Origin of the sequence: Marivivens aquimaris (genome assembly GCF_015220045.1) — a bacterium.
Classification (GTDB): domain Bacteria; phylum Pseudomonadota; class Alphaproteobacteria; order Rhodobacterales; family Rhodobacteraceae; genus Marivivens; species Marivivens aquimaris.
In genome coordinates, this window is record NZ_JADBGB010000001.1 from 1,205,233 (window position 1) to 1,230,795 (window position 25,563).

The 25,563-nt window shown below is 60.9% G+C and carries 31 protein-coding genes, 1 tRNA gene and 1 pseudogene; 12 read left to right on the forward strand and 21 right to left on the reverse strand.

What is annotated here, in order from left to right; translation table 11 throughout:
- Positions 1-26: 26 nt before the first annotated feature.
- Genes metA through IF204_RS06000 form a run of 4 tightly spaced genes read left to right on the forward strand, consistent with a single transcriptional unit; the run spans position 27 to position 3,425 of the window.
- Positions 27-950 carry a homoserine O-acetyltransferase MetA gene (gene metA / locus IF204_RS05985; protein ID WP_194095437.1) on the forward strand — a complete coding sequence of 308 codons (924 nt, stop codon included), beginning with the start codon at positions 27-29 and terminating at the stop codon, positions 948-950.
- Entirely contained in the window at positions 925-1,902 is a 978-nt protein-coding gene (locus IF204_RS05990; RefSeq protein ID WP_194095439.1) for an alpha/beta fold hydrolase, read from the forward strand. The genes metA and IF204_RS05990 overlap by 26 nt, the downstream gene beginning before the upstream one ends.
- A 40-nt stretch (positions 1,903-1,942) precedes the next feature.
- The gene (gene ppk2 / locus IF204_RS05995) at positions 1,943-2,815 is read left to right on the forward strand and encodes a polyphosphate kinase 2 (RefSeq protein ID WP_194095441.1); all 873 of its coding nucleotides are present in this window, start codon (positions 1,943-1,945) and stop codon (positions 2,813-2,815) included.
- The gene (locus IF204_RS06000) at positions 2,808-3,425 is read left to right on the forward strand and encodes a TetR/AcrR family transcriptional regulator (RefSeq protein ID WP_194095443.1); all 618 of its coding nucleotides are present in this window, start codon (positions 2,808-2,810) and stop codon (positions 3,423-3,425) included. Before ppk2 ends, IF204_RS06000 begins: the two co-directional genes overlap by 8 nt.
- Here IF204_RS06000 and IF204_RS06005 read toward each other — a convergent pair whose 3' ends face one another.
- The 4 genes from IF204_RS06005 to IF204_RS06020 form a co-directional block, all read right to left on the reverse strand.
- On the reverse strand, positions 3,426-4,262 hold the full coding sequence (locus IF204_RS06005; protein WP_194095445.1) for a calcium-binding protein: 837 nt from the start codon (positions 4,260-4,262) through the stop codon (positions 3,426-3,428).
- A gap of 155 nt (positions 4,263-4,417) precedes the next feature.
- Positions 4,418-4,900 carry a 30S ribosomal protein S9 gene (gene rpsI / locus IF204_RS06010; protein ID WP_167638290.1) on the reverse strand — a complete coding sequence of 161 codons (483 nt, stop codon included), beginning with the start codon at positions 4,898-4,900 and terminating at the stop codon, positions 4,418-4,420.
- A gap of 2 nt (positions 4,901-4,902) precedes the next feature.
- A complete protein-coding gene (rplM, locus tag IF204_RS06015; protein ID WP_167638289.1) occupies positions 4,903-5,361 on the reverse strand; it encodes a 50S ribosomal protein L13 in 459 nt (152 codons plus the stop codon).
- 153 nt (positions 5,362-5,514) lie between these two features.
- Positions 5,515-6,894 (reverse strand): aminotransferase-like domain-containing protein, encoded by a 1,380-nt coding sequence (locus IF204_RS06020; protein ID WP_194095447.1) that lies wholly within the window; start codon positions 6,892-6,894, stop codon positions 5,515-5,517.
- 89 nt (positions 6,895-6,983) lie between these two features.
- Between IF204_RS06020 and IF204_RS06025 the strand changes: the two genes are divergently transcribed.
- Entirely contained in the window at positions 6,984-7,214 is a 231-nt protein-coding gene (locus tag IF204_RS06025; RefSeq protein WP_228069086.1) for a DUF1127 domain-containing protein, read from the forward strand.
- Positions 7,215-7,287: 73 nt separating this feature from the next.
- Complete coding sequence (locus IF204_RS06030; protein ID WP_194095449.1) at positions 7,288-7,719, forward strand: VOC family protein; 432 nt, start codon at positions 7,288-7,290, stop codon at positions 7,717-7,719.
- On the opposite strand, the gene IF204_RS06035 is transcribed toward IF204_RS06030, so the two are convergent.
- Positions 7,698-8,117: a PaaI family thioesterase gene (locus tag IF204_RS06035; protein WP_194095451.1), complete on the reverse strand. Its 420-nt coding sequence runs from the start codon at positions 8,115-8,117 to the stop codon at positions 7,698-7,700. The genes IF204_RS06030 and IF204_RS06035 overlap by 22 nt on opposite strands.
- 57 nt (positions 8,118-8,174) lie before the next feature.
- Between IF204_RS06035 and IF204_RS06040 the strand changes: the two genes are divergently transcribed.
- Positions 8,175-8,954: an enoyl-CoA hydratase gene (locus IF204_RS06040; protein ID WP_194095452.1), complete on the forward strand. Its 780-nt coding sequence runs from the start codon at positions 8,175-8,177 to the stop codon at positions 8,952-8,954.
- Here IF204_RS06040 and IF204_RS06045 read toward each other — a convergent pair.
- The 3 genes from IF204_RS06045 to IF204_RS06055 form a co-directional block, all read right to left on the reverse strand.
- Positions 8,951-10,420 (reverse strand): carboxypeptidase M32, encoded by a 1,470-nt coding sequence (locus tag IF204_RS06045; protein ID WP_194095453.1) that lies wholly within the window; start codon positions 10,418-10,420, stop codon positions 8,951-8,953. The two genes, IF204_RS06040 and IF204_RS06045, sit on opposite strands and share 4 nt — an antisense overlap.
- Before the next feature lies 1 nt (position 10,421).
- Positions 10,422-11,582: a heme A synthase gene (gene ctaA, locus IF204_RS06050; protein WP_194095454.1), complete on the reverse strand. Its 1,161-nt coding sequence runs from the start codon at positions 11,580-11,582 to the stop codon at positions 10,422-10,424.
- A 66-nt stretch (positions 11,583-11,648) separates the two neighbouring features.
- Entirely contained in the window at positions 11,649-12,389 is a 741-nt protein-coding gene (locus tag IF204_RS06055; protein ID WP_194095455.1) for an RNA methyltransferase, read from the reverse strand.
- Between the two features lie 127 nt (positions 12,390-12,516).
- Here IF204_RS06055 and IF204_RS06060 point away from each other — a divergent pair, with 127 nt between their 5' ends.
- Positions 12,517-13,140, forward strand: a complete 624-nt coding sequence (locus tag IF204_RS06060; protein WP_167638280.1) for a thiamine phosphate synthase — start codon at positions 12,517-12,519, stop codon at positions 13,138-13,140.
- On the opposite strand, the gene IF204_RS06065 is transcribed toward IF204_RS06060, so the two are convergent.
- The 3 genes from IF204_RS06065 to IF204_RS06075 form a co-directional block, all read right to left on the reverse strand.
- A complete protein-coding gene (locus tag IF204_RS06065) occupies positions 13,137-13,946 on the reverse strand; it encodes a lysophospholipid acyltransferase family protein (RefSeq protein WP_194095456.1) in 810 nt (269 codons plus the stop codon). The two genes, IF204_RS06060 and IF204_RS06065, sit on opposite strands and share 4 nt — an antisense overlap.
- A 14-nt stretch (positions 13,947-13,960) precedes the next feature.
- Positions 13,961-14,719 carry a GNAT family N-acetyltransferase gene (locus IF204_RS06070; protein WP_194095457.1) on the reverse strand — a complete coding sequence of 253 codons (759 nt, stop codon included), beginning with the start codon at positions 14,717-14,719 and terminating at the stop codon, positions 13,961-13,963.
- A 102-nt stretch (positions 14,720-14,821) separates the two neighbouring features.
- The gene (locus IF204_RS06075) at positions 14,822-15,007 is read right to left on the reverse strand and encodes a DUF3553 domain-containing protein (RefSeq protein WP_167638278.1); all 186 of its coding nucleotides are present in this window, start codon (positions 15,005-15,007) and stop codon (positions 14,822-14,824) included.
- Positions 15,008-15,031: 24 nt separating this feature from the next.
- Here IF204_RS06075 and IF204_RS06080 point away from each other — a divergent pair, with 24 nt between their 5' ends.
- Entirely contained in the window at positions 15,032-15,613 is a 582-nt protein-coding gene (locus tag IF204_RS06080) for a histidine phosphotransferase family protein (RefSeq protein ID WP_194095458.1), read from the forward strand.
- On the opposite strand, the gene IF204_RS06085 is transcribed toward IF204_RS06080, so the two are convergent.
- The 7 genes and pseudogenes from IF204_RS06085 to IF204_RS06115 form a co-directional block, all read right to left on the reverse strand.
- Positions 15,610-16,866: a glutamate-5-semialdehyde dehydrogenase gene (locus tag IF204_RS06085; protein ID WP_194095459.1), complete on the reverse strand. Its 1,257-nt coding sequence runs from the start codon at positions 16,864-16,866 to the stop codon at positions 15,610-15,612. The two genes, IF204_RS06080 and IF204_RS06085, sit on opposite strands and share 4 nt — an antisense overlap.
- 15 nt (positions 16,867-16,881) lie before the next feature.
- Entirely contained in the window at positions 16,882-17,988 is a 1,107-nt protein-coding gene (gene proB, locus IF204_RS06090) for a glutamate 5-kinase (protein WP_194095460.1), read from the reverse strand.
- Positions 17,976-19,013, reverse strand: a complete 1,038-nt coding sequence (obgE, locus tag IF204_RS06095) for a GTPase ObgE (protein ID WP_194095462.1) — start codon at positions 19,011-19,013, stop codon at positions 17,976-17,978. The genes proB and obgE overlap by 13 nt, the downstream gene beginning before the upstream one ends.
- An 83-nt stretch (positions 19,014-19,096) precedes the next feature.
- Positions 19,097-19,636, reverse strand: a complete 540-nt coding sequence (locus IF204_RS06100) for a GNAT family N-acetyltransferase (RefSeq protein WP_167638273.1) — start codon at positions 19,634-19,636, stop codon at positions 19,097-19,099.
- A gap of 153 nt (positions 19,637-19,789) precedes the next feature.
- Positions 19,790-20,059 carry a 50S ribosomal protein L27 gene (gene rpmA, locus IF204_RS06105; RefSeq protein ID WP_194095463.1) on the reverse strand — a complete coding sequence of 90 codons (270 nt, stop codon included), beginning with the start codon at positions 20,057-20,059 and terminating at the stop codon, positions 19,790-19,792.
- Positions 20,060-20,089: 30 nt separating this feature from the next.
- A pseudogene (rplU, locus tag IF204_RS06110) lies at positions 20,090-20,428 on the reverse strand (50S ribosomal protein L21); the annotation flags it as partial.
- Between the two features lie 162 nt (positions 20,429-20,590).
- Positions 20,591-21,400, reverse strand: a complete 810-nt coding sequence (locus IF204_RS06115) for a hypothetical protein (protein WP_194095465.1) — start codon at positions 21,398-21,400, stop codon at positions 20,591-20,593.
- 162 nt (positions 21,401-21,562) lie between these two features.
- On the opposite strand from IF204_RS06115, the gene IF204_RS06120 reads away from it, so the two are divergent.
- A tRNA-Ser gene (locus tag IF204_RS06120) sits at positions 21,563-21,652 on the forward strand.
- 64 nt (positions 21,653-21,716) lie between these two features.
- Here IF204_RS06120 and IF204_RS06125 read toward each other — a convergent pair.
- On the reverse strand, positions 21,717-22,403 hold the full coding sequence (locus tag IF204_RS06125) for a DUF4336 domain-containing protein (RefSeq protein WP_194095467.1): 687 nt from the start codon (positions 22,401-22,403) through the stop codon (positions 21,717-21,719).
- A gap of 152 nt (positions 22,404-22,555) precedes the next feature.
- Here IF204_RS06125 and msrB point away from each other — a divergent pair, with 152 nt between their 5' ends.
- Together msrB and msrA are read left to right on the forward strand one after the other, a co-directional pair.
- Positions 22,556-23,002: a peptide-methionine (R)-S-oxide reductase MsrB gene (gene msrB / locus IF204_RS06130; protein ID WP_194095469.1), complete on the forward strand. Its 447-nt coding sequence runs from the start codon at positions 22,556-22,558 to the stop codon at positions 23,000-23,002.
- Entirely contained in the window at positions 23,002-23,496 is a 495-nt protein-coding gene (gene msrA, locus IF204_RS06135) for a peptide-methionine (S)-S-oxide reductase MsrA (protein ID WP_194095471.1), read from the forward strand. Before msrB ends, msrA begins: the two co-directional genes overlap by 1 nt.
- Before the next feature lie 39 nt (positions 23,497-23,535).
- Here the strand turns inward: msrA and IF204_RS06140 are convergent, their stop codons facing one another.
- Together IF204_RS06140 and IF204_RS06145 are read right to left on the reverse strand one after the other, a co-directional pair.
- Positions 23,536-24,291 carry an RlmE family RNA methyltransferase gene (locus tag IF204_RS06140; protein ID WP_194095473.1) on the reverse strand — a complete coding sequence of 252 codons (756 nt, stop codon included), beginning with the start codon at positions 24,289-24,291 and terminating at the stop codon, positions 23,536-23,538.
- Positions 24,292-24,326: 35 nt separating this feature from the next.
- Positions 24,327-25,439: a Ppx/GppA phosphatase family protein gene (locus tag IF204_RS06145; RefSeq protein ID WP_194095475.1), complete on the reverse strand. Its 1,113-nt coding sequence runs from the start codon at positions 25,437-25,439 to the stop codon at positions 24,327-24,329.
- Positions 25,440-25,563: the final 124 nt, after the last annotated feature.

The following is a 25,563-nucleotide window of genomic DNA, read 5'->3' on the forward strand; positions in this document are numbered from 1 at the left end:
GTTCTCACCAATCAGGAAACGCGAAAATGCCCATTAAACTGCCCGAAAACCTTCCCGCCTACGACGTGCTCTCGCACGAGGGCGTGATGGTCATGTCGGACGAGCGGGCCGCACGACAGGACATCCGCGCGTTGCGGTTCGGCCTGCTCAACCTGATGCCGAAAAAGATCCAGACCGAAAACCAGTTCGCCCGCCTCATGGGCGCGACCCCGCTGCAAATAGAACTGTCGCTGATCCGTATGTCGGAACACGAGACGAAGAACACTGCTGCCGAGCACATGGCAGAGTTCTACCGTCCGTTCAAAGACGTGGCCGACAGCGGCGAGAAGTTCGACGGTCTCATCATCACCGGCGCGCCGATCGAACATCTTCCGTTCGACGAAGTGACCTACTGGAGCGAGCTTCAGGAAGTGTTCAACTGGACCCAGACCAACGTGCACTCCACCTTCGGTGTGTGCTGGGGCGGTATGGCGATGATCTACCACTTCCACGGCGTGCAGAAGCATATCCTCGACCACAAGGCGTTCGGCTGCGTGCGTCACCGCAACTGCGAGCCGGCCTCGCCGTACCTCCGCGGGTTCTCGGACGATATGGTTGTGCCTGTGAGCCGCTGGACCGAAATGCGCCGCGACGAGATCGAGTCCAAGGACGGTCTGAACATCCTGCTGGACAGCAACGACACCGGCCCGTGCCTCGTCAGCGACGAAGCACACCGTGCGCTCTATGTCTTCAACCACTTCGAATACGACAGTGGCACCCTGAAGGAAGAGTACGACCGCGATGTCGCTGCAGGTAAGCCGATCAACGTGCCTGCGAACTACTATCCGAACGACGATCCGTCGCAGAAACCCCAGAATAGGTGGAGAAGCCACGCTCACCTTCTATATGGCAACTGGATAAACGAAATTTACCAGACGACGCCATATGACCTTTCTGCCATCGGCTCTTAAGATTCTACTCGCACTCATAGCACTGCTGGCGGCCTCGGCTGTCCTGACAAGCTGCACGGCCAGCAGTCGCACAAAGGCGTGGGAAGAACGCTGGCCGCCCGAGGGCGAGTTCATCGACGTTGCGGGCCACCCGGTCCACTATGTGCGTATGGGTGATACCGGTCCGCAGATCGTGCTGATCCACGGCGCAAGCGGCAATACCCGCGATATGGAGATCGGTTTGGGTAAGGCTCTGGCCGACCGCTACCAAGTGCTGATCTTCGACCGTCCGGGCCTTGGCTATACGCCGACGCTGGCGGAAGGCACCGACTCCGGCACGCCTGCCGAACAAGCGGACGTACTGCGTCAGGCGGCTGTGGCACTCGGCTTCGAAAAGCCCATCGTGCTGGGCCATTCCTACGGCGGCGCGGTGGCGCTGGCTTGGGTGACGTACCACCCTGAAAATGCTGCGGCGCTTGTAGACCTCGCAGGCGCGATCTACCCGTGGGGCGGCGATGTCAGCACGCTCTATGACGCGATCAACACCTCCGTTGGCAGCGCGGTCATCCCGCCGATGATCAACGCCTTCGCGCCGACCTCCGTCATGGAAAGCGCGGTTGAAGGCGTGTTCGAACCCGAGGCCGCGCCCGAAGGTTATTTTGACGACATCGGCGTGCCGTTGATTGCGCGCAAGGACTCCATGCGGGCCAACGCTCTGCAAGTCGCCCACCTTGACGCCGCGCTGGAGGTCCAGTCGCAGCGTTATGATGAAATCACCATGCCGGTCGAAATCATGCACGGCACCGAGGACACGACCGTTTACCTCAATATCCATTCCCAAGCGCTGGCCGACCTGCTGCCTCAGGCGAATTTAACGCCGATCGAGGGCGCGGGCCACATGATCCACCACACCCATATCCCCGAGGTCGTCGCCGTCATCGACCGCGCGGCAAAGGATGCCGGATTGAATTGATCGCAGCGCGGCACCATATTGAAAAAGAACGGAGAACCAAATGGATAGCCTGCCTTTTGATGGTGCCATCAGCGCCTACTACAACGACGAAGCGCCTGAAGCGGTGCGCGAGGCTATCAAGGATCACGGCGACAATCTGATCTTCAGCGAGGGGTATCCCTACGACGATCAGATGAAAAAGAAGCATTACAACGAAGAGATGGACGCCCTCCAGCGCGAGCTGGTGCGAATGCAGGCATGGGTCAAGGAAACCGGCCAGCGCATCGTCATCGTCTTCGAAGGCCGCGATGCCTCGGGCAAAGGTGGCACCATCAAGCGGTTCACCGAAAACCTCAATCCGCGCGGCGCCCGCGTCGTGGCGCTCGCCAAACCGACCGAGACCGAGGCCGGCCAGTGGTATTTCCAGCGCTACGTCGAAGAACTGCCCACCGCAGGCGAAATCGTGTTCTTTGACCGCAGTTGGTACAACCGCGGTGTGGTCGAGAAAGTGTTCGGTTTCGTGTCCGACGAGGAGCGCGCCAAGTTCTTTGAACAGGTCGGCCCGTTCGAGAAGATGCTCGTCGACGAAGGCATTCACCTGTGCAAACTCTGGCTCAATGTGGGCCGCGCAGCGCAGCTGAGCCGTTTCCTCGCCCGTGAACAGGACCCGCTGAAGCAGTGGAAACTGTCGTGGGTGGATGTCGAGGGTCTGAAGCGCTGGGACGAGTATTCGGATGCGATCCGCGAGACGCTCGGCTGGACCCACAACATGGACACACCGTGGACGGTCATTCTTTCCGATGATAAACGTCGTGCGCGCGTGAACGCGATCAAGTCCGTGCTCGCCAGTCTCGATTACACCGGAAAGAACGAAGACCTCGTGAACGATATCGACACCAAAATCTGTGGCGGGCCGGATATCTGGAATGGCTAAACGGGGCTACCATCACGGCAATCTGCGCGAAGCTCTCGTCGCCGCCTGTCTCAAACTGATCGAGGAAAAAGGCCCGACAGGTTTCACCCTGTCCGAAGCCGCGCGCGAAGCAGGCGTGACCCCTGCCGCCGTCTACCGCCACTTCGAAGGCCGCGAAGAGCTGATCGCCGAGGCCGCCAAGCAGGGCTACGAGATTTTCGCCGACCTGATGGAGCACGCCTACGAGAAAGGTGGGCCGAGCGCCCTCGCCTCGTTCGAAGCCGTCGGCCGCGCCTACCTCGCCTTTGCCCGCCGGTTTCCGGGGCACTACGTGGCGATGTTCGAAAGCGGCATCTCGATCCAGCGGAACCCTGCCCTGAACGCTGTGGCGACCCGTGCGCTCGGCGTGCTGGAGCGCGCCGCTGCCGACCTTGCCGCTAACATCCCCGCCGACCGCCGTCCGCCGCCGCAGATGTTCGCGGCCCACATCTGGGCGATGAGCCACGGTGTTGTCGAACTGTTCGCACGCGGCTCACCCGGCACCCGCTCGCCGTTCCCGCCCGAGGATCTTCTTGAGACGGGGATCGGCGTTTACCTGCGCGGTCTGGGCCTTCTGCCGCCCGATCAGTGATCAGAGAATGAAATCATCCGCCGTGAGGTCGATCAGACCTTTGAGGCGGATGACCATCTCCGCATCGCCGTCACCGTCCTGATCAAGGCTGACCACCGTCCAGTCCTTGTTTCGCGGCCCGTCGATCTGGGTGTAGGTGACCTCCGGCCCGACATCCGCGCCGACATTGCCGGGCGCGATAAAGTCGAAATCGTCGATTGCCGACAGGTCGATCTTGTCCTTGCCCTGCTTGAAATCGACAATCTTGTCTGCCTTTTTCGCGCGCGCACTGCTGTCCCTGATCGAGCTGAATTCAAAGACATCACGTCCGCCGCCGCCGCCCAGCACGTCCTTACCTATCCCACCGTTCAGCAGGTCGTTACCCGCGCCGCCGCCCAGCAGATCGCCTCCGCTTCCGCCGGAGAGCGTGTCGTCTCCGTCGCCCGAAAACAGATAATCACGACCTCCGTTGCCGCTCAGAATGTCGTCGCCCGTGTCGGTCATGAACACGTTACTCTTTTTATCGCCGGTAGCGATGACGTGGAAATTTCCGGTGAAGAAGTAGTTTTCGATGCTGATCAGCGTGTCCTGACCGATTGTGCTATCGGCGCGGCCGTGGATACCCGTAAGGAGGTTGAATTCAACCGCAAAGCTGAACGGTTCGAACTGCGGAAAAAGGTCATTATCCAGAGGCGTGTAGAGCGTATCATTACCCGCGCCGCCGTTGAACGTATCGCTCCCGCCCATGTTGATGATGACGTCATCGCCCCCAAGCGCGCGCACGTCCTCGTTCGGGCCCTCGCCGCCTTGCGTAATAATCTCGTCGTCGCCGGCCGTGCCGCGTACAATCAGTGCCATGTCAGTTCCCCTGTTCTGCTCGGGTTATCTGACCCCAGAACAGCGGAATGACCCACCACGGGTAGCCGTTTGCACCCCGCCCATAACCGACCGCACCTTCAAACGAAAAAAGCACCCCGAAGGGTGCTTTTCCGTATTCGCATTCTGGAAACGAATTAACGCTTCGAGAACTGGAACGAACGGCGGGCTTTGGCCTTACCGTATTTCTTACGTTCAACGACGCGGCTGTCACGGGTGAGGAAGCCAGCGGCCTTGAGCGCGCCGCGGAGCGACGGATCGTACAGCTGCAGAGCCTTCGAGATGCCGTGCTTGACAGCGCCAGCCTGACCCGAGAGGCCACCACCGGTAACGGTGGCGAATACGTCGAACTGGCCTTCAACGCCAGCAACGCCGAACGGCTGACGTACGATCAGCTGGAGAACCGGACGAGCGAAGTAAACCGGCATCTCTTTGCCGTTTACAACGATCTTGCCCGAACCCGGCTTGATCCAAACGCGAGCGACAGCGTCTTTACGCTTGCCGGTTGCGTAGGAACGGCCCAGCTCGTCACGAACCGGCTCACGGGGAGCTGCGGTCTCGACGACGGCTTCGCCAGCTGCACCAGCGAGATCCTGGAGCGAATTCAGTTGTTCAGCCATGATTAGACCCTCGTGTTTTTCTTGTTCATCGACTTGACGTCGAGAACTTCGGGCTTCTGGGCTTCCATGCCGTGCTCGGCACCAGCGAAGACGCGCAGGTGGGTCATCTGCTTGCGGCTCAGGCGGTTGCCCTGCAGCATGCGCTTGACGGCCTGGGTCACGACGCGCTCGGGGTGTGCACCCTCGAGGATCTGGCCAGTGGTGCGCGACTTGATACCGCCCGGGTGGCCGGTGTGCCAGTAGTTCGGCTTTTCGCGCTTCTTGCCGGTCAGCTGGATCTTGTCGGCGTTGATTACGATGACGTTATCACCCATGTCCATGTGGGGGGTGAAAGTCGGCTTGTGCTTACCGCGCAGGCGGTTGGCAACGATCGAAGCGAGACGGCCGAGAACAACGCCTTCAGCGTCGATCACGATCCATTTCTTCTCGATGTCTGCCGGAGTAGCAGAGAAGGTTTTCATAGGTCACCAGTTGTTGGTCGGTGTCGGGGCAAGCCCCACAAATTCGATGGGCGGGTTATATAGGCATCCAACACACAGTCAAGCGCCATGATGCGGATAAAAACGTTCAAAAACAACGCATTGCAATTATGGTATAATAATACCCCATACTTTTTACACAGAAATGCGTTCCGGCGGTCGGGCAAGCAGCCCGTTAAGGGTCATCATCGCGGATTCGAGCCGCTGGGTGGACATCTCTCCGTTCAGGGCGATGCGCACACCTTGGACCTGACGGCCGTCGCGGAGGCTGAAATCCTCGGCGGTGCGGACAAACACGCCCTCGCGCTCGGCGATGCGGCAGAACTCGCCCATGCGCCAACCTTCGGGCAACTCAAGCCAGATCAGCGGCACATCCTTGCGCCAACTGATGCGGTGCGCACCAAGGCAATTCACGGCAGTCTCTACCATATACGCGAGGTGCTGGCGCGCGGCTTCGAGGATCTGCGGGGTCTTAGGATGACGCGCGACGTAGGCGTAAGCGGCGGTGACGGCGTCAGGCACACCGTATGACGCGGCAGAGGCCGCGCGGATCAGGCGGTTCGCCCAACCGGTCGGTGCGGCGACGAACCCGACGCGCAGCGCCGCAGAGAAGGATTTGCAGGGCGATGTGGTATACCACGCCAGTTCGGGGATGATCTGGCGGTAGCTCGGTCCGATGAAGGGTCCGTTGCGGTAACAGTCGTCATCTAGGATATGGACGCCGTGGCGCTCGGCTATCTCCGCGATCTCGTGGCGGCGGCGAATACTGGTCGTGCGGTTCATCGGATTGTTCACCTCCGACGAGGTGAGGAAAATCTGCACGCCCTCGTCACGACACAGTCGCTCGAATTCCTCGGGGATCGGGCCTTCGTCATCCCAATCGACGCCAAGCACCCTCGCCCGCAGCACCTCTGCCGCACGGCGGAAGCCGCCATAGCTGAGGGCGTCGACAAGCACAGTTGGAGACGGCCCGCGCAGAACAGTCATGAGGACCAGAGAGATCGCATTCTGGCCGCCATGGGTGATGACGACGTCGTCCTCGTGCAGTTCACCGATCGGATCGTCGCGGTGCAGATCAACGAAAGCGCGGATCGCTTCGGTCTGAGTCGGGCGCACGGGATAGCATAGCAGTCGGTCGCGCTCTACGTTCTTGGCGTAGTCGGCGTAGGCTTCGCGCAGCAGGTCGGATTGACCGACATCCGGCAGACGCGGACTGATCAGCGTCGCGGCAGGATCGTGATCAAGCGGCGAGACACGCGGTTTTCGCTGTACTGGTACAAAGGTGCCGCGGCCCACGGTGGACTCCAGAACACCCGCATCGACCAGATTTTTATAGGCCCGCGCCACGGTTCCAGGCGTAATACCCGCCTGCCAGCCAAGCTCGCGCACCGGAGGGAGGCGCTCCCCCTCGCCCAATTCACCGGAACGGATGGCCTGTCTGATGCTGTTTTCGAGTGTGCGATACTTGGGACCGTTCGATTGTGCGAAGTCTGGTAGCCAAATTGTATCGGTCACAATGTATTCCTCGACAGTTTCAGAGCGAAATGTATCTATACGGATAGGCTGCATTAGCCGATTGTATCAATACATGTCAAGTGAGTCCCATGACCTACGAAAATGCCTCTGTGCACCCGCTCCGTGAAATCTCGATCCCAGCACCGTCGTCGGTTCTCGTGATGGCGATGGTTCGTGCGGTCGCTGCCGTGGCAACATGGGATCAGCGCCGAACTACACGAAAACACCTGCGTGACCTACCCGATCATCTCTATGGTGATATCGGCCTGACACGCGATCTCGTCGATCACGAGGCTCAGAAATACTTTTGGAGGAGCTGATATCCCCGGCTTCTTCCTGACAACTGGGCGGGTCTATCCCGCCCTTTTTTTTATTTGTCATAGGTGTTTTATGATGATCGAAGACATTGACCACATTCATATCGAAGTCCGTGACCGCGATGCCGCCGCCGATTGGTACAATCGCGTTCTCGGGCTGGTACAACATGCCGAACTGGCGGTTTGGGCGGATGATCCGATGGGTCCGATGATCCTCGGCACACCTTCAGGTAAGCCTTTATTGTCCCTATTTGCACGCGATGCGAAAACCTGCACCCGTGATGCGACCGTGGCATTCCGCACCAGCGGGATACAATTCTGCAAATTTGTCAGATCGCTTGGTACAAAGGCGCTGACCAACCGGAATGGCGAAACGCTGACCGCAGAGCACGTCCGCGACCATGATCTCAGCTGGTCGTTGTACTTCGTCGATCCGGACGGAAACCGGATCGAGCTGACGACCTACGACTACGGTTTTGTCCGCGATCAGTTTCGTGGGATCGAATAGGTCATATTGGCCCGTGCGACAGGCTCGGGCTTGCCTTCGGAAAAGATCAGGCAGTCGCCCACAGCCAGCTGCTTGCCCAGCTTCAGCAGACGCACCTCGCACAGCAGATCGACACCCGCTACGGGTTTGCGCATGAAGTCCATTGAACATGACGTCGTCACCGAAAGCGCCTTGGGTCCGATCATCGCGAGGATCGCCAGATAAACCGACACATCCGCCAGCGCGAACATCGCGGGGCCGGAGACCGTGCCGCCGGGGCGCAAGTGCTGCTCTCCCGCGATCAGGCGGATGGTCACGCCCATCTCGCGGACCTCTTCGACGGTGAACATATCCTTCACCTGCGCGAAATCCGTCACCAGAAACTGCGACAGCGCGTCCTTGTCCATCACGATTGGCATTCTTCCCTCCTGCGTTTCCCCGTTCTAAGCTTTGCCTCGGAGTGAGGAGGATACAATATGGCTCTCTTAGAACGTCACGTCAGCGACGGCATTGCGCGGATCGTGATGAATGCGCCCGAGCGGCTGAACGCCCTGTCGAATGACATGCTGGCCGAACTGACCGACGCCCTGAATGACATTGCGCAGAGCGATGCGCGGGTGGTGATCCTGTCGGGCGTGGGCAAGGCGTTTTGCGCAGGCCATGACCTCAAGGAAATGCAGGCGGGCCGTCAGGCGGAGGACAAAGGCGCGGACTATTTCGCGTCGCTCTTTGATAGCTGCGCCACGATGATGCAGCTGATCCAGTCGATCCCGCAGCCTGTTATCGCGCAGGTACACGGCGTTGCCGTGGCCGCCGGATGCCAGCTCGTCGCGACCTGCGATATGGCGGTGGCGGCAGAAGGCACGCGCTTCGGCGTCAACGGCGTGAACATCGGTCTGTTCTGTTCGACCCCGATGGTGGCGCTGACCCGCAACGTCCCGCGCAAGGCGGCGTTCGAGATGCTGACCACGGGGCGCTTGATCGAAACGGATGAAGCAACGCGCCTTGGCCTCATCAACCGCGCGGTTCCGGCGGAAGACCTTGAGGCGGCGACAACCGCCCTCGCCCGCACTATTGCGGACAAACTGCCGTCGGCGGTGCGTCACGGAAAGCGTGCGTTCTACGAGCAGGCCCAGATGACCACCGAGGACGCCTATACTTTTTCGGGCGGCGTGATGGTGGCCAATATGCTGGACCGTGACACCGATGAAGGCATCACGGCATTCCTTGAAAAGCGGAAACCCGACTGGGCTTAGAGCCCGTAGATGCCGCCAAATTTGGTTTCCAGATAGCCAAGCAGCGGCTCTGCGGTCGGTTCAAAACCGCAAGCTTTGGCAACGGTTTCGCGGGGCGTGTAGAGCGCCCCGTTCTGTTGCAGGTTCTCGCCCAGCCACGCCGAGGCGTTCGACAGATCACCCTTCGACAGGTCGTCATCCAGCGACGGCACCGCATCACGCAGCGCGCTGTAGATGTTGCCCGCGTAGACGTTGCCGAGCGCGTAGGTCGGGAAGTAGCCGAACAGGCCAGCCGACCAGTGGACGTCCTGAAGCACGCCGTTGTTGACGGTGTCGACGGGATAGCCGAAGTCTTTCTCGAAACGCTCGTTCCATGCGGCCTCAAGGTCGTCGACTTCCAGCTCGCCACGGATCAGCGCCATTTCGAGGTCGAAGCGCATCATGATGTGCAGGTTGTATTGCAGCTCGTCGGCCTCGGTACGGATGTAGCCTTTCTCGACGCGGTTCACGGCGGCGTAGAAGTCGTCCTCGTTCGCGATGCCGAAATCACCGAAGGCGTCGCGCATCTTAGCAAAGAGGTAGCCTGTGAACGCGCGGCTGCGGCCAAGCTGGTTTTCGTAGATGCGGCTCTGGCTTTCGTGGACGCCCATCGACACGCCACGCCCGATCGGGGTGCCTGCGTAGGCGTCGCGTACATTCTGTTCGTAACAAGCGTGGCCGACCTCGTGGATGGTCGAGTAAAAGCAGTTGAACGGATCGGCGGGGTTGGTGCGGGTGGTGATGCGCACGTCGAAACCGTGGCCCGCGCAGAACGGGTGGACGGCCTTGTCGATGCGGCCGCGCTCCATGTCGTAGCCGAAGGTTTTGGCCAGTTCCTCGGACAGTTGCAGCTGAATTGCGGGGTCGAAGGTGCCGCTCACGCCAGCCGGTTCGGGCTGGGCGAGGACCTTTTCGCGCAGGGCCACCAGACGCGGGCGCATGGCATCGAAAATCTCTGCAATCTGGGCCGACGACGTACCCGGCTCGTAGCCTTCCAGAAGCGCGTCATAGGCGTCGCCGCTATCGGCCAGCGCAGCGCCCTCTTCGCGGCGTAAGCGGACGACCTCTTTCAGAACTGGCGCGAAGGCTTTGAAATCGCCCTCACCGCGTGCCTCAACCCATTTGCCTTGGGCGACGGAGGTGACACGCGCAATCTCGGTGGCGAGGGCCGCAGGCACTTTGACCGAGCGGTCGTAGTTGAACTGCACCTCGCGCAGGATCGCTTCGCCAGCGGCATCGGGGGCTTCGGCCTTCGCCAGCCATTCGCCCACGCGCGGGTCGATGTTGCGCGAATGGATGACGGACTCCAGAGCGGCGAACTGGTCGCCGCGCTGCTCCGCCGCCTTGCGGGGCATCATCGTTTCCTGATCCCAGCCCAGCGTTTCGACGACGCCGCTGAGGGCTGCGGTTTCTTTGGAGAACGCCAGAAGCTCTTCGTATGCGGTCATCTTATGCCTCGCGGATGGATTGGGATTTCGGATAGGCCGAAAGGTAGCGGGCACGCAGGATCAGCACCCACAGCACGATCGCACCGATCTGGTGGGTGATCGCGATGTGCAGATGTGCGGACTGGAGCGCGGTCACAATACCCAGCACCACTTGCGCCAGCATCATCAGGATCATCGCGGTGAAGGCGCGGCGGATGTACTTGTTCGACGATCTGCGGGCGCGCAAGTAGACGACAATCCCGAAGATGAACAGCAGGTAACCCGCCATGCGGTGCATGAACTGCACGAGGCCCGCGTCTTCGAAGAAGTTGCGCCAGACGGGGCTGAGTTGGAACGGATCCGGCGGGAAGAAGCCGTCACCCATCATCGGCCAAGTCGGGAACGCGCGGCCCGCGTCGATGCCTGCGACCAGCGCGCCGATCAGGATTTGCAGGAACGCGAAGTGCAGGACGCCGGTGCTCATGCTGAACAGTTTCTTGTTCGCGTTGCGGCGCGACTGCATCAGGTCGCTTTCGGTGCGGCCCAGAAGGAAGATGCACCACGCGGTGAAACCGAAGATCACGAAGGCAAGGCCGAGGTGCGTCGCCAGACGGTAGGACGCCACATCGGTGCGGCCAATCTCCTGCGCAGTGCTGTCGAGACCCGAGTGGACCATCCACCAGCCGATTGCGCCCTGAAGGCCGCCCAGAACGCCGAGCAGCAGCAGACGCTTGGTCCAGCCGGTCGGGATATTGCGGGTGACGAGGAAGCCGAGGAAACCGATGGCCCAGACGGCGCCGATCACGCGGCCCAGCAGGCGGTGACCCCATTCCCACCAGAAGATGAACTGGAAGTCGATCATCGACATGCCCGAGTTCTGAAGCTGGTATTCCGGCGTCGCTTTGTATTTGTCGAAGAGCGTGACCCAGTCCGCCTCGTTCATCGGCGGCAGAGCGCCCGAGATCGGCTGCCATTCGGTGATCGACAGGCCGCTGTCGGTCAGGCGGGTCAGACCGCCAATCACGATCATTGCAGCAACCAGCGCGAAGATCAGCATCAGCCAGATGCGGATCGCACCGCGGGCACCGCGACGCTTGGCGTCGATGGCACCGGCGCGCGGCGTGTCCGCTTTGCGCTTTTCGTCGCCGACTTCTTCAAACAGCTTGCGGGGGGTCTGCGCCATGTATCGCTCTCCGTATTCTTCGGCGGTGAAACTATGCCGCCCTTGGTCGAGCGACAAGGTTGTGCGTTAACCGCGCTCTTTCCAGCGGACCATCTGCCGCATGATGCCGTGCAGGATCTGCACATCGTGGCGGGTCAGCGGCATCCGGCTCCAGAGGTTCCGCAGGTTCATCTTCATCGAAGGCGCTTTGTCCTCGGGATAGAAGAAGCCTGCTTCAGTCAATTGGCCCTCATAATGTTCGGCCAGCTTCTCGACCTCGATCTGTGTCGCCCATTCGCCAGCGGCATCGGTGCGTTCGTGAACAACCTCTGTGCTGGCGCGGCGCCACTCGTAAGCGGTCAGCAGCACGCACTGCGCGAGGTTCAGCGACGAAAACTCGGGGTTCACGGGAACGCTAATGATGGCATTCGCCTGCGCGATGTCTTCGTTGTCCATGCCCGCACGCTCGGGGCCGAACATCACGGCGACGTTCTGGCCCTCTGCGATCCGGCGCGCAGCGTCCTGCATCGCCGCCTCCGGCGAAAAGACAGGCTTGGTCAGGCCGCGCGGACGGGCCGTCGTGGCGTAGACATAGGTGCAATCGCCAACGGCATCTGCCGTTGTGTCGAACATCTGCGCCTCGTCCAGCAAGCGGCCAGCGCCGGAGGCCATCGCAACGGCCTTCTGGTTCGGCCAGCCGTCACGCGGGCTGGTAATGCGCATCCGGTCCAGCCCGAAGTTCCACATCCCGCGCGCGGCTGCGCCGATGTTCTCGCCCATCTGGGGGCGGAGCAGGATGAAAGCTGGTTGCGGCAGTCCGGTGGGCATTGAAAACTCCTGTTTGGAATAGTCCGCGTGATACGCGCCGCGCACATAAGAGGCAAGCCGCGCATACCCCCTTTCACATAGGGCGATTGGCCGTTATATCGGCGCGAAACTAGAAATGGGGACGACCATGACCGAAGCAGCCGAACTACCGCAGCTTTATCTGATCACGCCGCCGGAGTTCGAACTTTCGACGTTCCCCGACCGTCTGGCCAAATGTCTCGACGCGACAGAGATCGCTTGCGTCCGTCTTTCGCTCGCCACCCGCGACGAAGATCGCCTGTCCCGCGCTGCCGATGCGCTGCGCGAAGTGACCCACGAGCGCGACATTGCGCTGGTTATCGACAGCCACATGATGATGGTCGAGCGCCTCGGCCTCGACGGTGTTCACCTGATGGACGGCTCGCGCAACGTCAAAAAGGTCCGCAAGGAACTCGGCGATGACGCCATCGTCGGCGCATACTGCCGCGCGTCGCGTCACGACGGCATGACCGCTGGCGAACTGGGCGCTGACTACGTCAGCTTCGGCCCCGTCAATCTGACCGCGCTGGGCACGGGCGAAAAGGCCGATCTTGAGCTGTTCGAGTGGTGGTCAATGATGATCGAGATCCCGATGGTCGCCGAAGGCGCGCTGGACGAAGACACCATCCGCCAGATCACGCCCTACGCCGACTTCTTCGGCATCGGCGATGAAATCTGGAAAGAAGACGACGCGGCAGCCGCGCTGCTCCGCCTCAAGGGCGCGATGTCCTAATCCAGAACGCCCGCTTGGATGAGGGAGCCGCGCACAGCGGCTTCCGCCTCGTGGGCCAGCGCTTTGCGATTGTCGTAATCCGCCACGCGCATCGGTTCGTGATACACGACCGTGACCGACCCCTGCTTGGCCGCCGAGAGCGTCTGGACAAGGTGCGTGCCGAAATCCATCTCGCCCCACCAGCCGTACTGACGCACGTCGGCGCCCTCCGCATGGCGATAGACCACTGACACGGGCTGGATTTTCAGGTTTTCCTTGAGTTCGGGCGTCAGGAACGCCGCGAAGAGCGTCGGCTTGAACGGCAGCACACGCCGCCCGTCGGTAGAGGTGCCTTCGGGGAAGAACAGCAGACGATGGCCGAGCGAAAGGCGCTCGCGGAACATCTTCACCTGCGCCTCCGCCTCACGCGGATCGCGCTTGATAAACACGGTGCCGGTGGCGCGGGCGAGCCAGCCGATACCCGGCCAATTGGCGACTTCCGCCTTGGACACGAAGTAGATGCGCTTGCTGGCGTTCAGCACGAAAATATCAAGCCATGACGAATGGTTAGCGACCACAGCTCCAGCACCGTTGAGCGGCTTGCCCTCGACGCTGAACTTCAGCCCGATGATCCGCAGCGCGTTGCGGCAGACGAACTGTGTGATGTACGGCGTGGCCGGACGGCGCTGACCGTAGATCGGGCGCTCGATCAGACGCACCAGAAGCAGCAGCGCCAGACATCCGAAGACCAGAACGGCGAGCGGCAGAGCTTTGAGAATAAAGCGCACCCAACCGGCCAAGCCGACCTTGTGATGCGGTCCCTCCATTTCGGGGTTCCAACTCAAGCGTTACGGTCCTTCCGGTAAAGCGCGGCCTGCGACGGGTTGAGCCGCTCGGTATCGAGGATCAGGCACACGTCCGTCGTATTGAATTGATGGTCGATATAAGCACCATCGCCAACAAATCCACCGATCTTGAGGTAGGCTTTGATGAGCGCAGGCACCTGTTTCATCGCCGCCACGCGGTCGATCTCGGCCACGTTGAGCAGATTCATCGGCTGGTAGGGTTTCGCCGTGGCGCTTATGTCGGCGGGGGCCAGATGGCGGGCGTGGAGCAGCGACAACGACGGCGCAAGCTGATCGATATTGGTGCCGTGGAACGAAGCCACGCCGAACAGAATGTCGATCTCGTTCTCGGCCACGAACTCCGCCAGCGCGGTCCAAAGGCGGAACATCCCCGTACCGCCGCGATACTCGGGCGCAAGGCAGGAACGACCTAATTCCAATAGCTTACGGCCCGAAGCTTTCAGCGCAGACAGGTCGAATTCGCTCTCGGAATAGAACCCGCCAGCGGCATCGGCGGCATCGCAGGTCAATAGACGGTAGACCCCGACGACCTCGTCCTTGGCCGTATCAATCAGCAGGAGATGCTGGAAAAATGGATCGAAGGCATCGGCCTCGATCTTCGCCTCATGGTCGACCAACGGACCGTCGCCACCCAGTTCCTCGACAAACACCCGATAGCGCAGACGCTGGGCCGCGCGGACCTCATCGGGGGTAGTTGCGAGCCTGACGATCAGACTATCTGGGGTTGCAGACATAGGCCCTATTGCGGTTAGGTCGTGGTGCGGGGGGTTCTAGGCCCTTTCGCCCCCGCATGGCAAGCAATCACGCTGCGTTGACGGATAATTAACCTTTTTCCGTCAATGATTTTCGTACGGAACAATGGAGAGGATGACACGGGTGCCATCGATCACGACTTTGCCCTGCTCGCGGAAATTCACGGTGATGCGGCCACCGATGTTGGACTGCACCTGCCCGATTCCCCATTCGGGCTCCTCGGGGTGGCGAACGAGCATTCCGGGTTCCAGTATCGAATTGATATCCATAGTCTTTTCCTTGGGAGAGCACACGTGAAGCATACTCCCGATATTGCGGCCCTCATCGGGTCGCGGATTTGTCACGATCTTATCGGACCACTTAGCGCGATCGGCAATGGCGTCGAACTGCTAAGTTTGGCCGGCCTGCCCGAAACGCCTGAAATGGCGCTGATCGCGGACAGTGTGACGAGCGCGAACGCAAAGATCAAATTCCTGCGGATTGCCTTTGGTGCGGCGTCGGCGGAGCAGTTGGTGAAGCACTCCGAAGTTGTGGCGATCCTTGATGTGATGAGCAAGAATAGCCGGATCAGTTATGACTGGCAGGTGGACGGTACGCTGACCCGCGTTCAATTGCGGGCGCTGTTTCTGGCGATCATGTGCGTGGAAACGGCGCTGCCCTTCGGCGGGGAAATCACAATCCGCGCGACGGGCATCCATGCGGAGGGACGCAAGCTGAACATCGTTCAGGACCATTGGGACACCGCGCAAAACAAAACGGCGGCCGATCTGGCCGCCGCTCATGTTCAATTCGCCGTTCTGCCATGGGCCGCGAGTGAGGCGGGTATGACCCCTGCCCTCAACATCGCCGACGGATCGCTCGCCCTCACGCTTTAAGCGCGAAGCGAGCCGTTCGACGTCACGAGGTATTTGAAGCTCGTCAGCTGCTCTGCGCCAACCGGACCGCGCGCGTGCATTTTGCCGGTCGCGATGCCGATCTCCGCACCCATGCCGAATTCACCGCCATCCGCAAACTGGGTCGAGGTGTTGTGCATGAGGATCGCGCTGTCGAGGCGCTGGAAGAAGCGGGCAACGACGTCGGCATCTTCGGCGATCACGCAATCGGTGTGGTTCGAGCCGAACTTGCGGATATGCGCAATGGCGCCGTCCACGTCATCCACGATCTTCGCCGCGATATCCATGTCGAGGTATTCGTGACCCCAGTCGTCCGATGTCGCAGCGACGGTTCCGCTGATGCCTTCGCCAGCGTGGACGGTGACCCCCGCCTCCATCAGCATGTCCACCAGTTCCGCGCCAAGGCTATCGGCCACGTCGCGGTGGATCAGCAGACATTCAGCGGAACCGCAGATGCCGGTGCGGCGGGTCTTGGCGTTTTTCACAACAGCCAGCGCCTTCTCGCGGTCGGCGGATTTGTCAATGTAGACGTGCACGATGCCTTCGAGGTGCGCGAACACAGGCACGCGGGCTTCGCGCTGGACCAGACCAACGAGGCCCTTGCCACCACGCGGCACGATCACGTCGATGTAGTCGGTCGCGGTCAGCATTTCCGACACAGCCGCACGGTCGCGGGTCGGCACGAGCTGGATCGCATCCTCGGGCAGGTTCGCGGCCTTCAGACCCTCGACCAGCGCGGCGTGGATCGCCTTGCTCGAATGGAAGCTCTCGGACCCGCCACGCAGGATGACGGCATTACCGGCCTTGAGGCACAGCGCACCGGCATCCGCAGTCACGTTCGGGCGGCTTTCATAGATCACACCGATCACGCCAAGCGGCGTGCGGACGCGCTGGATGTGAAGGCCTGTCGGACGGTCCCACTCGGCCAGCACGGCACCCACGGGATCGGCCTGTTCGGCAATCGCGCGGAGGCCGTCGACGATGCCCTGAATGCGGCCTTCGTCCAGCATCAGGCGGTCCATCATCGCAGGGGTGAGGCCCTTATTGCGTCCAAACTCCATGTCCTGACCGTTGGCTTCAATGATCGCGGCGCGGCTATTCCAGACGGCATCGGCAGCAGCGACAAGCGCGGCGTGCTTCCGCTCGGCCGAGGCAAAGGCCAGTTCAGCCGATGCCGCGCGCGCACGAACGCCGATGTCTTTCATCAGCTCGGAAATGTTTTCAAACTCGGTCATGTGGCCTCCCAAAACTCAAACAACCATGTCGTCGCGGTGGATCAACACGGCGCGCCCCTCATACCCGAGCGCCTCTTCAATATCTGCGGTGCGGCGGCCCTGAATAAGCCGCGCCTCTTTCGATGTGTAACGCGCGAGGCCCGCCGCGAGGCGTTTGCCCGCGCTGTCGACCACGAGAACCGGATCGCCGCGCCCAAAATCGCCGGACACGCCAGTCACGCCTGCAGGCAGCAGGCTCTTGCCCTTCGCCAGAGCAGACGCCGCGCCATCGTCGATCGCGATCTGGCCCTTGGGCTTCATCGCCGCGATCCAGCGTTTGCGGGCCGCTTGGGGGTCTTCCTGCGCCACGAACCACGTGGCGGGCGCACCTTCTTCAAGCTGTTTCAACGGGTTGATGCGCGATCCTAAAGTGATCGCCATCGCGCAACCGGCTTCGGTCGCAAGACGCGCGGCCATCAGTTTGGTGATCATGCCGCCCTTGGACAGGCCGGAGACACCGTCACCTGCCATCGCCTCGATCTCGGGCGTGATGCGGTCGATGACGTCGTAGCGGGTCGCGCTAGCGTCGAGGTTCGGGTTCCCGTTGTAGAACCCGTCCACGTCAGACAGCAGGATCAACTGGTCGGCACCGACGGTCACGGCGACCTGCGCGGCCAGACGGTCGTTGTCGCCGTAGCGGATTTCGTCGGTCGCGATGGTATCGTTTTCGTTGACAATTGGCGTCACGCCAAGGCCGATCATCGTTTCCATCGTCGCGCGGCTATTCAGATAGCGGCGGCGGTCGGTGGTGTCGTCGAGCGTCACCAGCACCTGCCCCGTGACAATGCCATGGGGCGCGAGGACTTCTTCGTATGCGCGGGCCAGACGGATCTGACCCACGGCAGCAGCGGCCTGCGATTGTTCGAGGGGCAGCGCCACACGGGGCAGCCCCAGCACCTCGCGGCCCAAAGCAATCGAGCCGGAGGAAACAAGGATGACGTCCGTGCCGCGCTTGCGCAGGGCGGCAACATCTTCGGCCAAGGAGGCCAGCCATTCGGACTTCAGAGTGCCGGTGTCACGATCTACCAGCAGTGCCGAGCCGATCTTGACGACCAGCCGCTTGGCAGCACTCAGGGTTGCCAAGGCTGTTCCTCCTCTTGGGACTTCTTATAGCGCAGGCGGTTGTCGTCGATCTCGGCACGCAGGGCACGGAGCACATCCTGAACGCCTTCGCCGGACACGCCCGACATCAGCATGACGGGACCGCCGGAGGCTTCTTCCAGCTCTTCCTTGAAGAATGCGCGCTCTTCATCATCCAGCGCGTCGATCTTGTTGAGAACGGTGACGCGCGGCTTGTCGGCCAGTTCGCCGCCGTAGGCTTCCAGCTCGCCAACGATGGTTTCATAGTCCGCAATCGGATCCTCGCCCGAGCCGTCAACGAGGTGCAGCAGAACCGCGCAACGCTCGACGTGGCCGAGGAACATATCGCCAAGGCCGCGACCTTCGGAGGCGCCTTCGATCAGACCGGGAATGTCGGCCACGACGAATTCGACACCGTCGACGCCGACGACGCCGAGGTTCGGGACCAACGTGGTGAACGGGTAATCGGCGATCTTCGGACGCGCGTTGGAGGTCGCCGCGAGGAAGGTCGACTTACCTGCGTTCGGCATACCCAGAAGGCCGGCGTCCGCGATCAGCTTCAGACGCAGCCAGATGGTGCGTTCGATGCCTTCCTGACCGGAGTTTGCACGGCGCGGCGCCTGGTTGGTGGCAGATTTGAAGTGAAGGTTACCGAAACCGCCGTTGCCGCCCTTGGCGAGCACGAACGTCTGACCAACCTCGGTCATGTCGGCGATCAGGGTCTCTTCGTCTTCGTCGATGATTTCGGTGCCAACGGGCACGCGCAGGACGATGTCATCACCGCTTTCACCCGTACGGGCGCGGCCCTCACCGGGGCGGCCGTTCTTGGCAAAGAAGTGCTGCTGGTAGCGGAAGTCGATGAGGGTGTTCAGCCCCTCGACCGCTTCAATGATCACATCACCGCCGCGACCACCGTCGCCGCCGTCCGGACCACCAAATTCGACAAACTTTTCGCGGCGGAACGAGACACACCCGTTACCACCACTGCCGGAGCGGGTGTAGACTTTTGCGAGGTCGAGAAATTTCATCGGAACGGCTTTCAGGTTTACAAGCGCGTGACCTAAGGTATCGCGCCAATCTTCTCAAGAGGATTGCCCGAAAGCCGACCCTCTTATCGTTTTAATTTCAGCGTATACGTCCACGTGGGGACGGTGCTTTTGCGGGCAACCGAATATGCCTCGGCGTCGCCCAGATAGACAAAGCCGCAGTTGGTGAGGACGCGGGCCGAACCCGGGCTGTCCTGAAACACCTCGGCAAAGAGGGTGTCCGCGTTATGCGGGTTGGCGTCGATCAGGGCCTGAACGGCCTCGGAGGCGACACCGGTGCCCCAGAAGTGCGGCGCAACCCAGAAGAAAACTTCGCTCTGGTTGCGGTCCATACGCTCGAGGCTCGCGATACCAACCACTTCGGAGAGGTTGGCATTGGTGCCGTCGATCGCCCAGACGTCTTCGGTGCGGTCGGGGTCTTGGGCACGCGCGATGAACGCGTCGGTCGTGCCTGGTGGCAGTGGATGCGGGATAGAACGGGTGCCACGCGCGATACGTTCGTCGGCCGCATACATGCCGATCGGACCCGTGTCCGATTTGCGGAGCGGACGAAGGACGAAGCGATCTGCGGTGATCGTTGGCTGCCCAGTCATTTTATCCAACATTTAATGGTCCTCCTCGAACCAGAACATGAAAACCGGGTTCCCCCTTCCCGTCTTTCACCAGATATTCGTTACAAAATTTTGCCTCTGCCGGAAAACAAGAAGGGGACCGGCCTGCGCCGATCCCCTTTTGTGACTTTTCGGTCAGGTCTCGGCTTACTCGGCGGCCTCCGCTACCGGAAGCACGGAGACGAAAGTACGGCCTTTGAGGCCGGTGTAGAACTTGACGTTGCCCTCGGCGACGGCGAACAGGGTGTGATCCTTGCCCATGCCTACGCCTGCACCCGGATACATCTTGGTACCGCGCTGACGCACGATGATGTTGCCCGGAATAACGACTTCGCCACCGAACTTCTTAACGCCAAGGCGACGACCTGCGGAGTCGCGACCGTTACGGGAGCTACCGCCTGCTTTTTTGTGTGCCATTGATAGTTCTCCTTAAGCCTTGGTGTTGGAACCGACAGCGGCCTTAACGCCCGACTTGTCAGCACCCTTTTCGAGGATCTCGGTGATGCGAACCAGAGTCAGTTGCTGACGGTGGCCGCGGGTACGCTTCGAGCCGTGTTTACGACGACGCTTGTGGAAGGTGATGACCTTCTCGCCCTTGATCTGGTCGATGACTTCGGCTTTGACGCCAGCGCCTTCAACCAACGGAGCGCCGATGGTCGAACCAACCATCAGAACATCGTTGAACTGGATTTCTTCGCCAGCTTCAGCAGCCAGCTTTTCGACGCGCAGAACATCGCCCTTGGCGACTTTGTACTGCTTGCCGCCGGTTTTCAGAACCGCAAACATAGTCTTATCCTTCATGAACCGCGTCGTAGGGTCCCCGTAGGCGTTACTGGCAGAGCCACCCGTTAACAGCGCGCCCTTATATGGGCTGTAATGAATCATTCTCCGGGACAGACTCGCCCCTAGAGAGTGCCGCTTATTCTAGAGGAACGACTCGGAGTCAAGTTATAGTTGGGTCGCCATTGTCATTTCCATCAACGTCTTACCCAGCCTCCGCGCCGCGTCCTCGCTATAAATCGCGTAGGCGTCGAACAGGGCGTCATTATAGGCCTGCCCCGCATCCGTGACACTGAATTCGAAAATCTCGCGGAACTGGTCTTCGGGCACATCGCCGTAAGAGTACGCCAGATAGCTCTCCAGCCAGTCGGTGATGTCGGTGCGCATCCACTCCGCCTCGCTCTGAAGCTGCGCGGCGAGCAGCGACGGATCGGTCTGCATCTCGGGCGGCAACACCTCGCTTGCGCCCGCGTTCAGCGCCATTTCGAAGTTCATCCCGATGACGAGGTTCTGTTCGATCAGGTCGTTCGCCGCGATATAGTCCGACAGCATCTCGTATTTCTCGGGCTCGGTGAACACCATCGCGGTGAGCATCGCCCTGCCCTCCTCGAGCGCCGAGTCGTCGTAGAACTCTTTGCGGCCCCGCAATTCGTGCGCCGTCATTGCCTGCCCTGCTTCGGAGCGGAGGAAGGCGAGAATCTCCTCCGCGTATTTTTCGTCCAGAACGTCGATGAAGGCCGCGTGAATCGCGTTGCGCACTGTCGGCGCGATGTAGAGCGCTTCCACATTGGTGAAATCCGACTCGTAAGGAAGCCATGCTGCAGCGATGTTTTGCGCGCTCGCGATCTCTTCCATGCGCGTGACGGCGGCGAATTCGTCCATCCGGCCCGCTTCCCAGACCTGTTCGGCAAGGTCCTGAGCGGCGACGGGGGCCGCGCAAAGCAGAGCTACAAAAGAAATCGTTAAGCGTTCGAACACGGGCCTGCCCTCTTGAGTTGCCATGAAAACTAGGGCTCCCGCGAGGCAGAGCCAACCCTTTGCGAACAAAGAGGTTAATGACTTTCGCAATTTTTTCGATTTTTCCTCTTGTGCCTCTCTGAAACTGTTTTTATACGGCCCCCACACAACGACCACCGACGCGGAGAGGTGCCGGAGCGGTCGAACGGGGCGGTCTCGAAAACCGTTGTAGGTGCAAGCCTACCCAGGGTTCGAATCCCTGTCTCTCCGCCACTTTCCTCAAAGTTCTGAACGACTTAGCCTGAATAAGGCCACGGGAAGTGTGCGTTGTGCCGCCCTACATCAACCAGTCGAATGCGCGCTTGAGCAAAGCCGCGCCGCCCGTCTGAACCGGCGTGCCGTGGGCGCAGATGACGCGCTCGGTGGGCCAGTCCAGAATCTTCGCGACCGCGTGGCGGGCTTTGGCCTTATCGCGGGTCATGAGGCGGAATTTGCGGGGAACGTGGGGTTCGTTTCCGATCATCAGATCGAACCGCGCGACCCACTTGCGCCAGCCCGAAAAATGCTCCGCATCGAACTGCTGGAGGAAATCGGTGAAGATCGCCGAGGCGCTCGGGCGGTGGAAGAACACAGCCTCCTGCGTGATCGCATTCCCTTCGATGACCACCTGCTCGATGTCGTCGCCCCAGACCTGAACGGGCGAATTGCCCAAGGTCACATCAATCCGTAGATCAGGCTGCTTCTTGGCCACACCCTCGGCAGCATAGACGGTTGCGGCAGGATATGCCTCAACCCAGTCGGCCATAAACATATGATGCAGGTTATTCGGCGCAACGAGGTGGGCCACCTGCCCCAGCGCGTCGACCGCAGCGCTCAAGTCCTCCGTCATCAGGATAGGCGACCAGAGCCACAGCTTCCCGTCGGCCAAGCGTACCACCACCATCCGCGTCGGATAAACGAACCCAGCGGTGGAGACATCCGTGCCATCGGCAATCCAGATGTGTTCGGCGAACGTATGCAGCATGGGACCTCGCAACCGTGAAACGCAACTGTCGCCACCCTAACACGTTTTCCCCTGCGCTATGGCACAGACCGCTCGCGCAGATGTTTGCTGGCGGATAGTCGCTTTTTTGCACGAAGTGCCCATATTTGTCCCAAACAGAAATGGGTGGACCAATGGCTCAATATTTCAAAGACCCCGATGCGATCGCCGCTCTCGACCCCGAGCAGTACTATGTGACGCAGGAAGCGGGTACCGAACGCCCTGGCACGGGCAAGTACCTCGATAACAAGCGCGCGGGCATCTACGTGGACATCGTCTCGGGCGAGCCGCTGTTCGCGAGCGCCGCGAAATACGAATCCGGCTGCGGCTGGCCGTCCTTCGTTAAACCGATCGAGCCCGAGAACGTCGTTGAACTCAGCGACAGCTCGCACGGGATGATCCGCACCGAAGTGCGCTCCAAGCACGGCGACAGCCACCTTGGCCACGTTTTCAACGACGGCCCGCCGGAAATGGGCGGCCTGCGCTATTGCATCAACTCCGCCTCGTTGCGCTTCGTCGCCAAAGAGGACATGGAGGGCGAAGGCTACGGCAAATACATCGACCAAGTGGAGGACATCTGATGGCTGAAGAACGCGCAGTTCTCGCGGGTGGTTGTTTCTGGGGGATGCAGGACCTCATCCGCCGGATGCCCGGCGTGATTTCGACCCGCGTGGGCTACACGGGCGGCGATGTGCCGAACGCGACCTACCGCAACCACGGCACCCACGCCGAGGGCATCGAGATCATCTTTGACGACAGCCAGATCAGCTATCGCAAGCTGCTGGAGTTCTTCTTCCAGATCCACGATCCGACCACGAAGAACCGTCAGGGCAACGACATCGGCCTCTCCTACCGCTCCGCGATCTACTACGAGTCGGACGCGCAGAAAGAGATGGCGCTGAAGACGATCGAGGACGTGAACAACTCCGGTATCTGGCCGGGTAAGGTCGTGACCGAGGTCGAACCGGTGGGCGATTTCTGGGAAGCGGAGCCCGAGCATCAGGACTATCTGGAGCGGTTCCCGAACGGCTATACCTGCCACTTCCCGCGCCCGAACTGGACGCTTCCGGGCTAAAGAAAAAACCGGCACTTCCAAGGGAGTGCCGGTTTTCTTTTATTCTTCTTGGTCGTCTTCGTCCGTGAGGTCCGATGGCCTGCCGCGATAACCGCGGGCGATGACGAACTTCTCCGAACTATCGGACCGCGATGATGGCGGTTTGATGTTGGCGACGGATTGGAACTGGTTCTTGAGAACCTTCATCAATTCGCCCTCAGCGCCGCCTGCCAGAACCTTGGCGATGAATGTTCCGCCCGGCGTCAGAACGTCGAATGCGAAATAGGCGGCGGCTTCGCACAGCGAGATGATCCGCAGGTGGTCGGTCTGTTTGTGACCCGAGGCAGAGGCGGCCATGTCGGACATGACCACGTCGGCGTCACCGCCCAGCCATTCCTTCACCTTGTCGTCCGCACCTTCACTGAGGAAGTCGAGCTGGTGGATCTCGGCGCCCGCGAGCGGTTCGACCTCTTGCAGGTCGACGCCCAGAACGGTGCCGATGCGTTTGTTCTTCTTGTCGCCGAGCGCATTGACGCGCTGCACAGCGACCTGACACCACCCACCCGGCGCACAACCGAGGTCGACCACCCGCGCACCCGGCACGAGGAAACGGTATTTGTCATCCAGCTCGAGGATCTTGAACGCGGCGCGTCCGCGGTAGCCCTCGGCCTTGGCCCGCTTCACATACGGGTCGTTGAGCTGGCGCTGCAGCCACTTCGTCGACGACGTGGTCCGGCCCCGCGCGGTTTTCACCTTCACGTGGAGATCACGCTGGCCGCGGCCACTGGTATTTTTGGTTCCGGGTTTCTTTGCCATCACGAACGGTTCCTCTTCAGGCCGCCTCTCTAACCTTAGAAAGGTGTGTCCTCAAGTACGCCATCGACGCTCATTTGCGCATAAAGCAAGCCTTCTCGCAAACCGCGGTCCGCAACCGACATCCGGTCGGTCGGCCAGATACGCATGAGCGCCTGAAGGATCGCCGCGCCCGACATGATCAGCGCCTGACGATCGCGGCCAATACGGGGGTCCGCTTTGCGTCCGCTGGGGCCGAGCGACAGATAGGCGCGAATGACGGAGTCGATCTCGTCACTGGTCATGCGCAGGCCGTCAACCTTGGTCCGGTCGTAGCGTTTCAGGCCAAGGTGGCTGGCTGCGACTGTGGTGACGGTGCCCGAGGTGCCAATGATCTGGAAATTCTCGCGGTTCTGTTCGGCGCTATAAGGGCTGAACTGGGCAAGCTGTTCTTCGAAGAACCAGCTCATCAGCGCGAAACGGGCCGCATCATCGTCCACGTCCTCGAACTGATCGCGCAGGGTCGCGACGCCAAGCGGCACCGAAATCCAGTCGACCACACGGGCCGCCGCAAACGGACCGGGGTCCTGCGAAAATCCGCGATGCAGGCGCATGATCGAGCTGGGACGCTCGCGGCGCGGCACGTTGCTGAGGTCCATCCACACAAGTTCCGTCGAGCCGCCGCCGATATCCACGACGAGCAACTGTTCAGTCTTGGTCGACACCAGCGGCGCGCAGGAGATCACGGCGAGGCGTGCTTCTTCTTCTGGGCGGATAATTTCCAGCTTCAGACCGGTTTCGCGGCGCACCTGATTGATAAACTGGTTGCCATTGACCGCACGACGGCAGGCTTCGGTTGCAACGAGCCGCATCCGCTTGACCTTGTGGCGCTGGAGCTTCTGTTTGCAAATACGCAGCGCGTTGATCGTCCGCGTCATCGACGCACGACTAAGCCGGCCTGTGGATTCCAGACCTTGACCCAACTGCACTGATTTCGAAAAGCTGTCGATCACATGGAACTGGCTACCCTTGGGCTGGGCAATCAGCATTCGGCAACTGTTCGTTCCCAAGTCGAGCGCGGCATACAGCGCGTCATCGACGGGATTCTGGGGCGCGGGGCTTTCGACCGCTTTCGGGAACGCGCCCGCACCTCGGGGACGCTTGGGCGTCATAGTCTACGCCCTCCATATCAAGTTACCCCCAATGTACGGCGCACACCTTGGCCGCGCAAGGGCGTTCGCGGAAACGTCAGGTCAAGGCTGTCGCACCTACTCTGTGCAATGTCGAAATCCGACC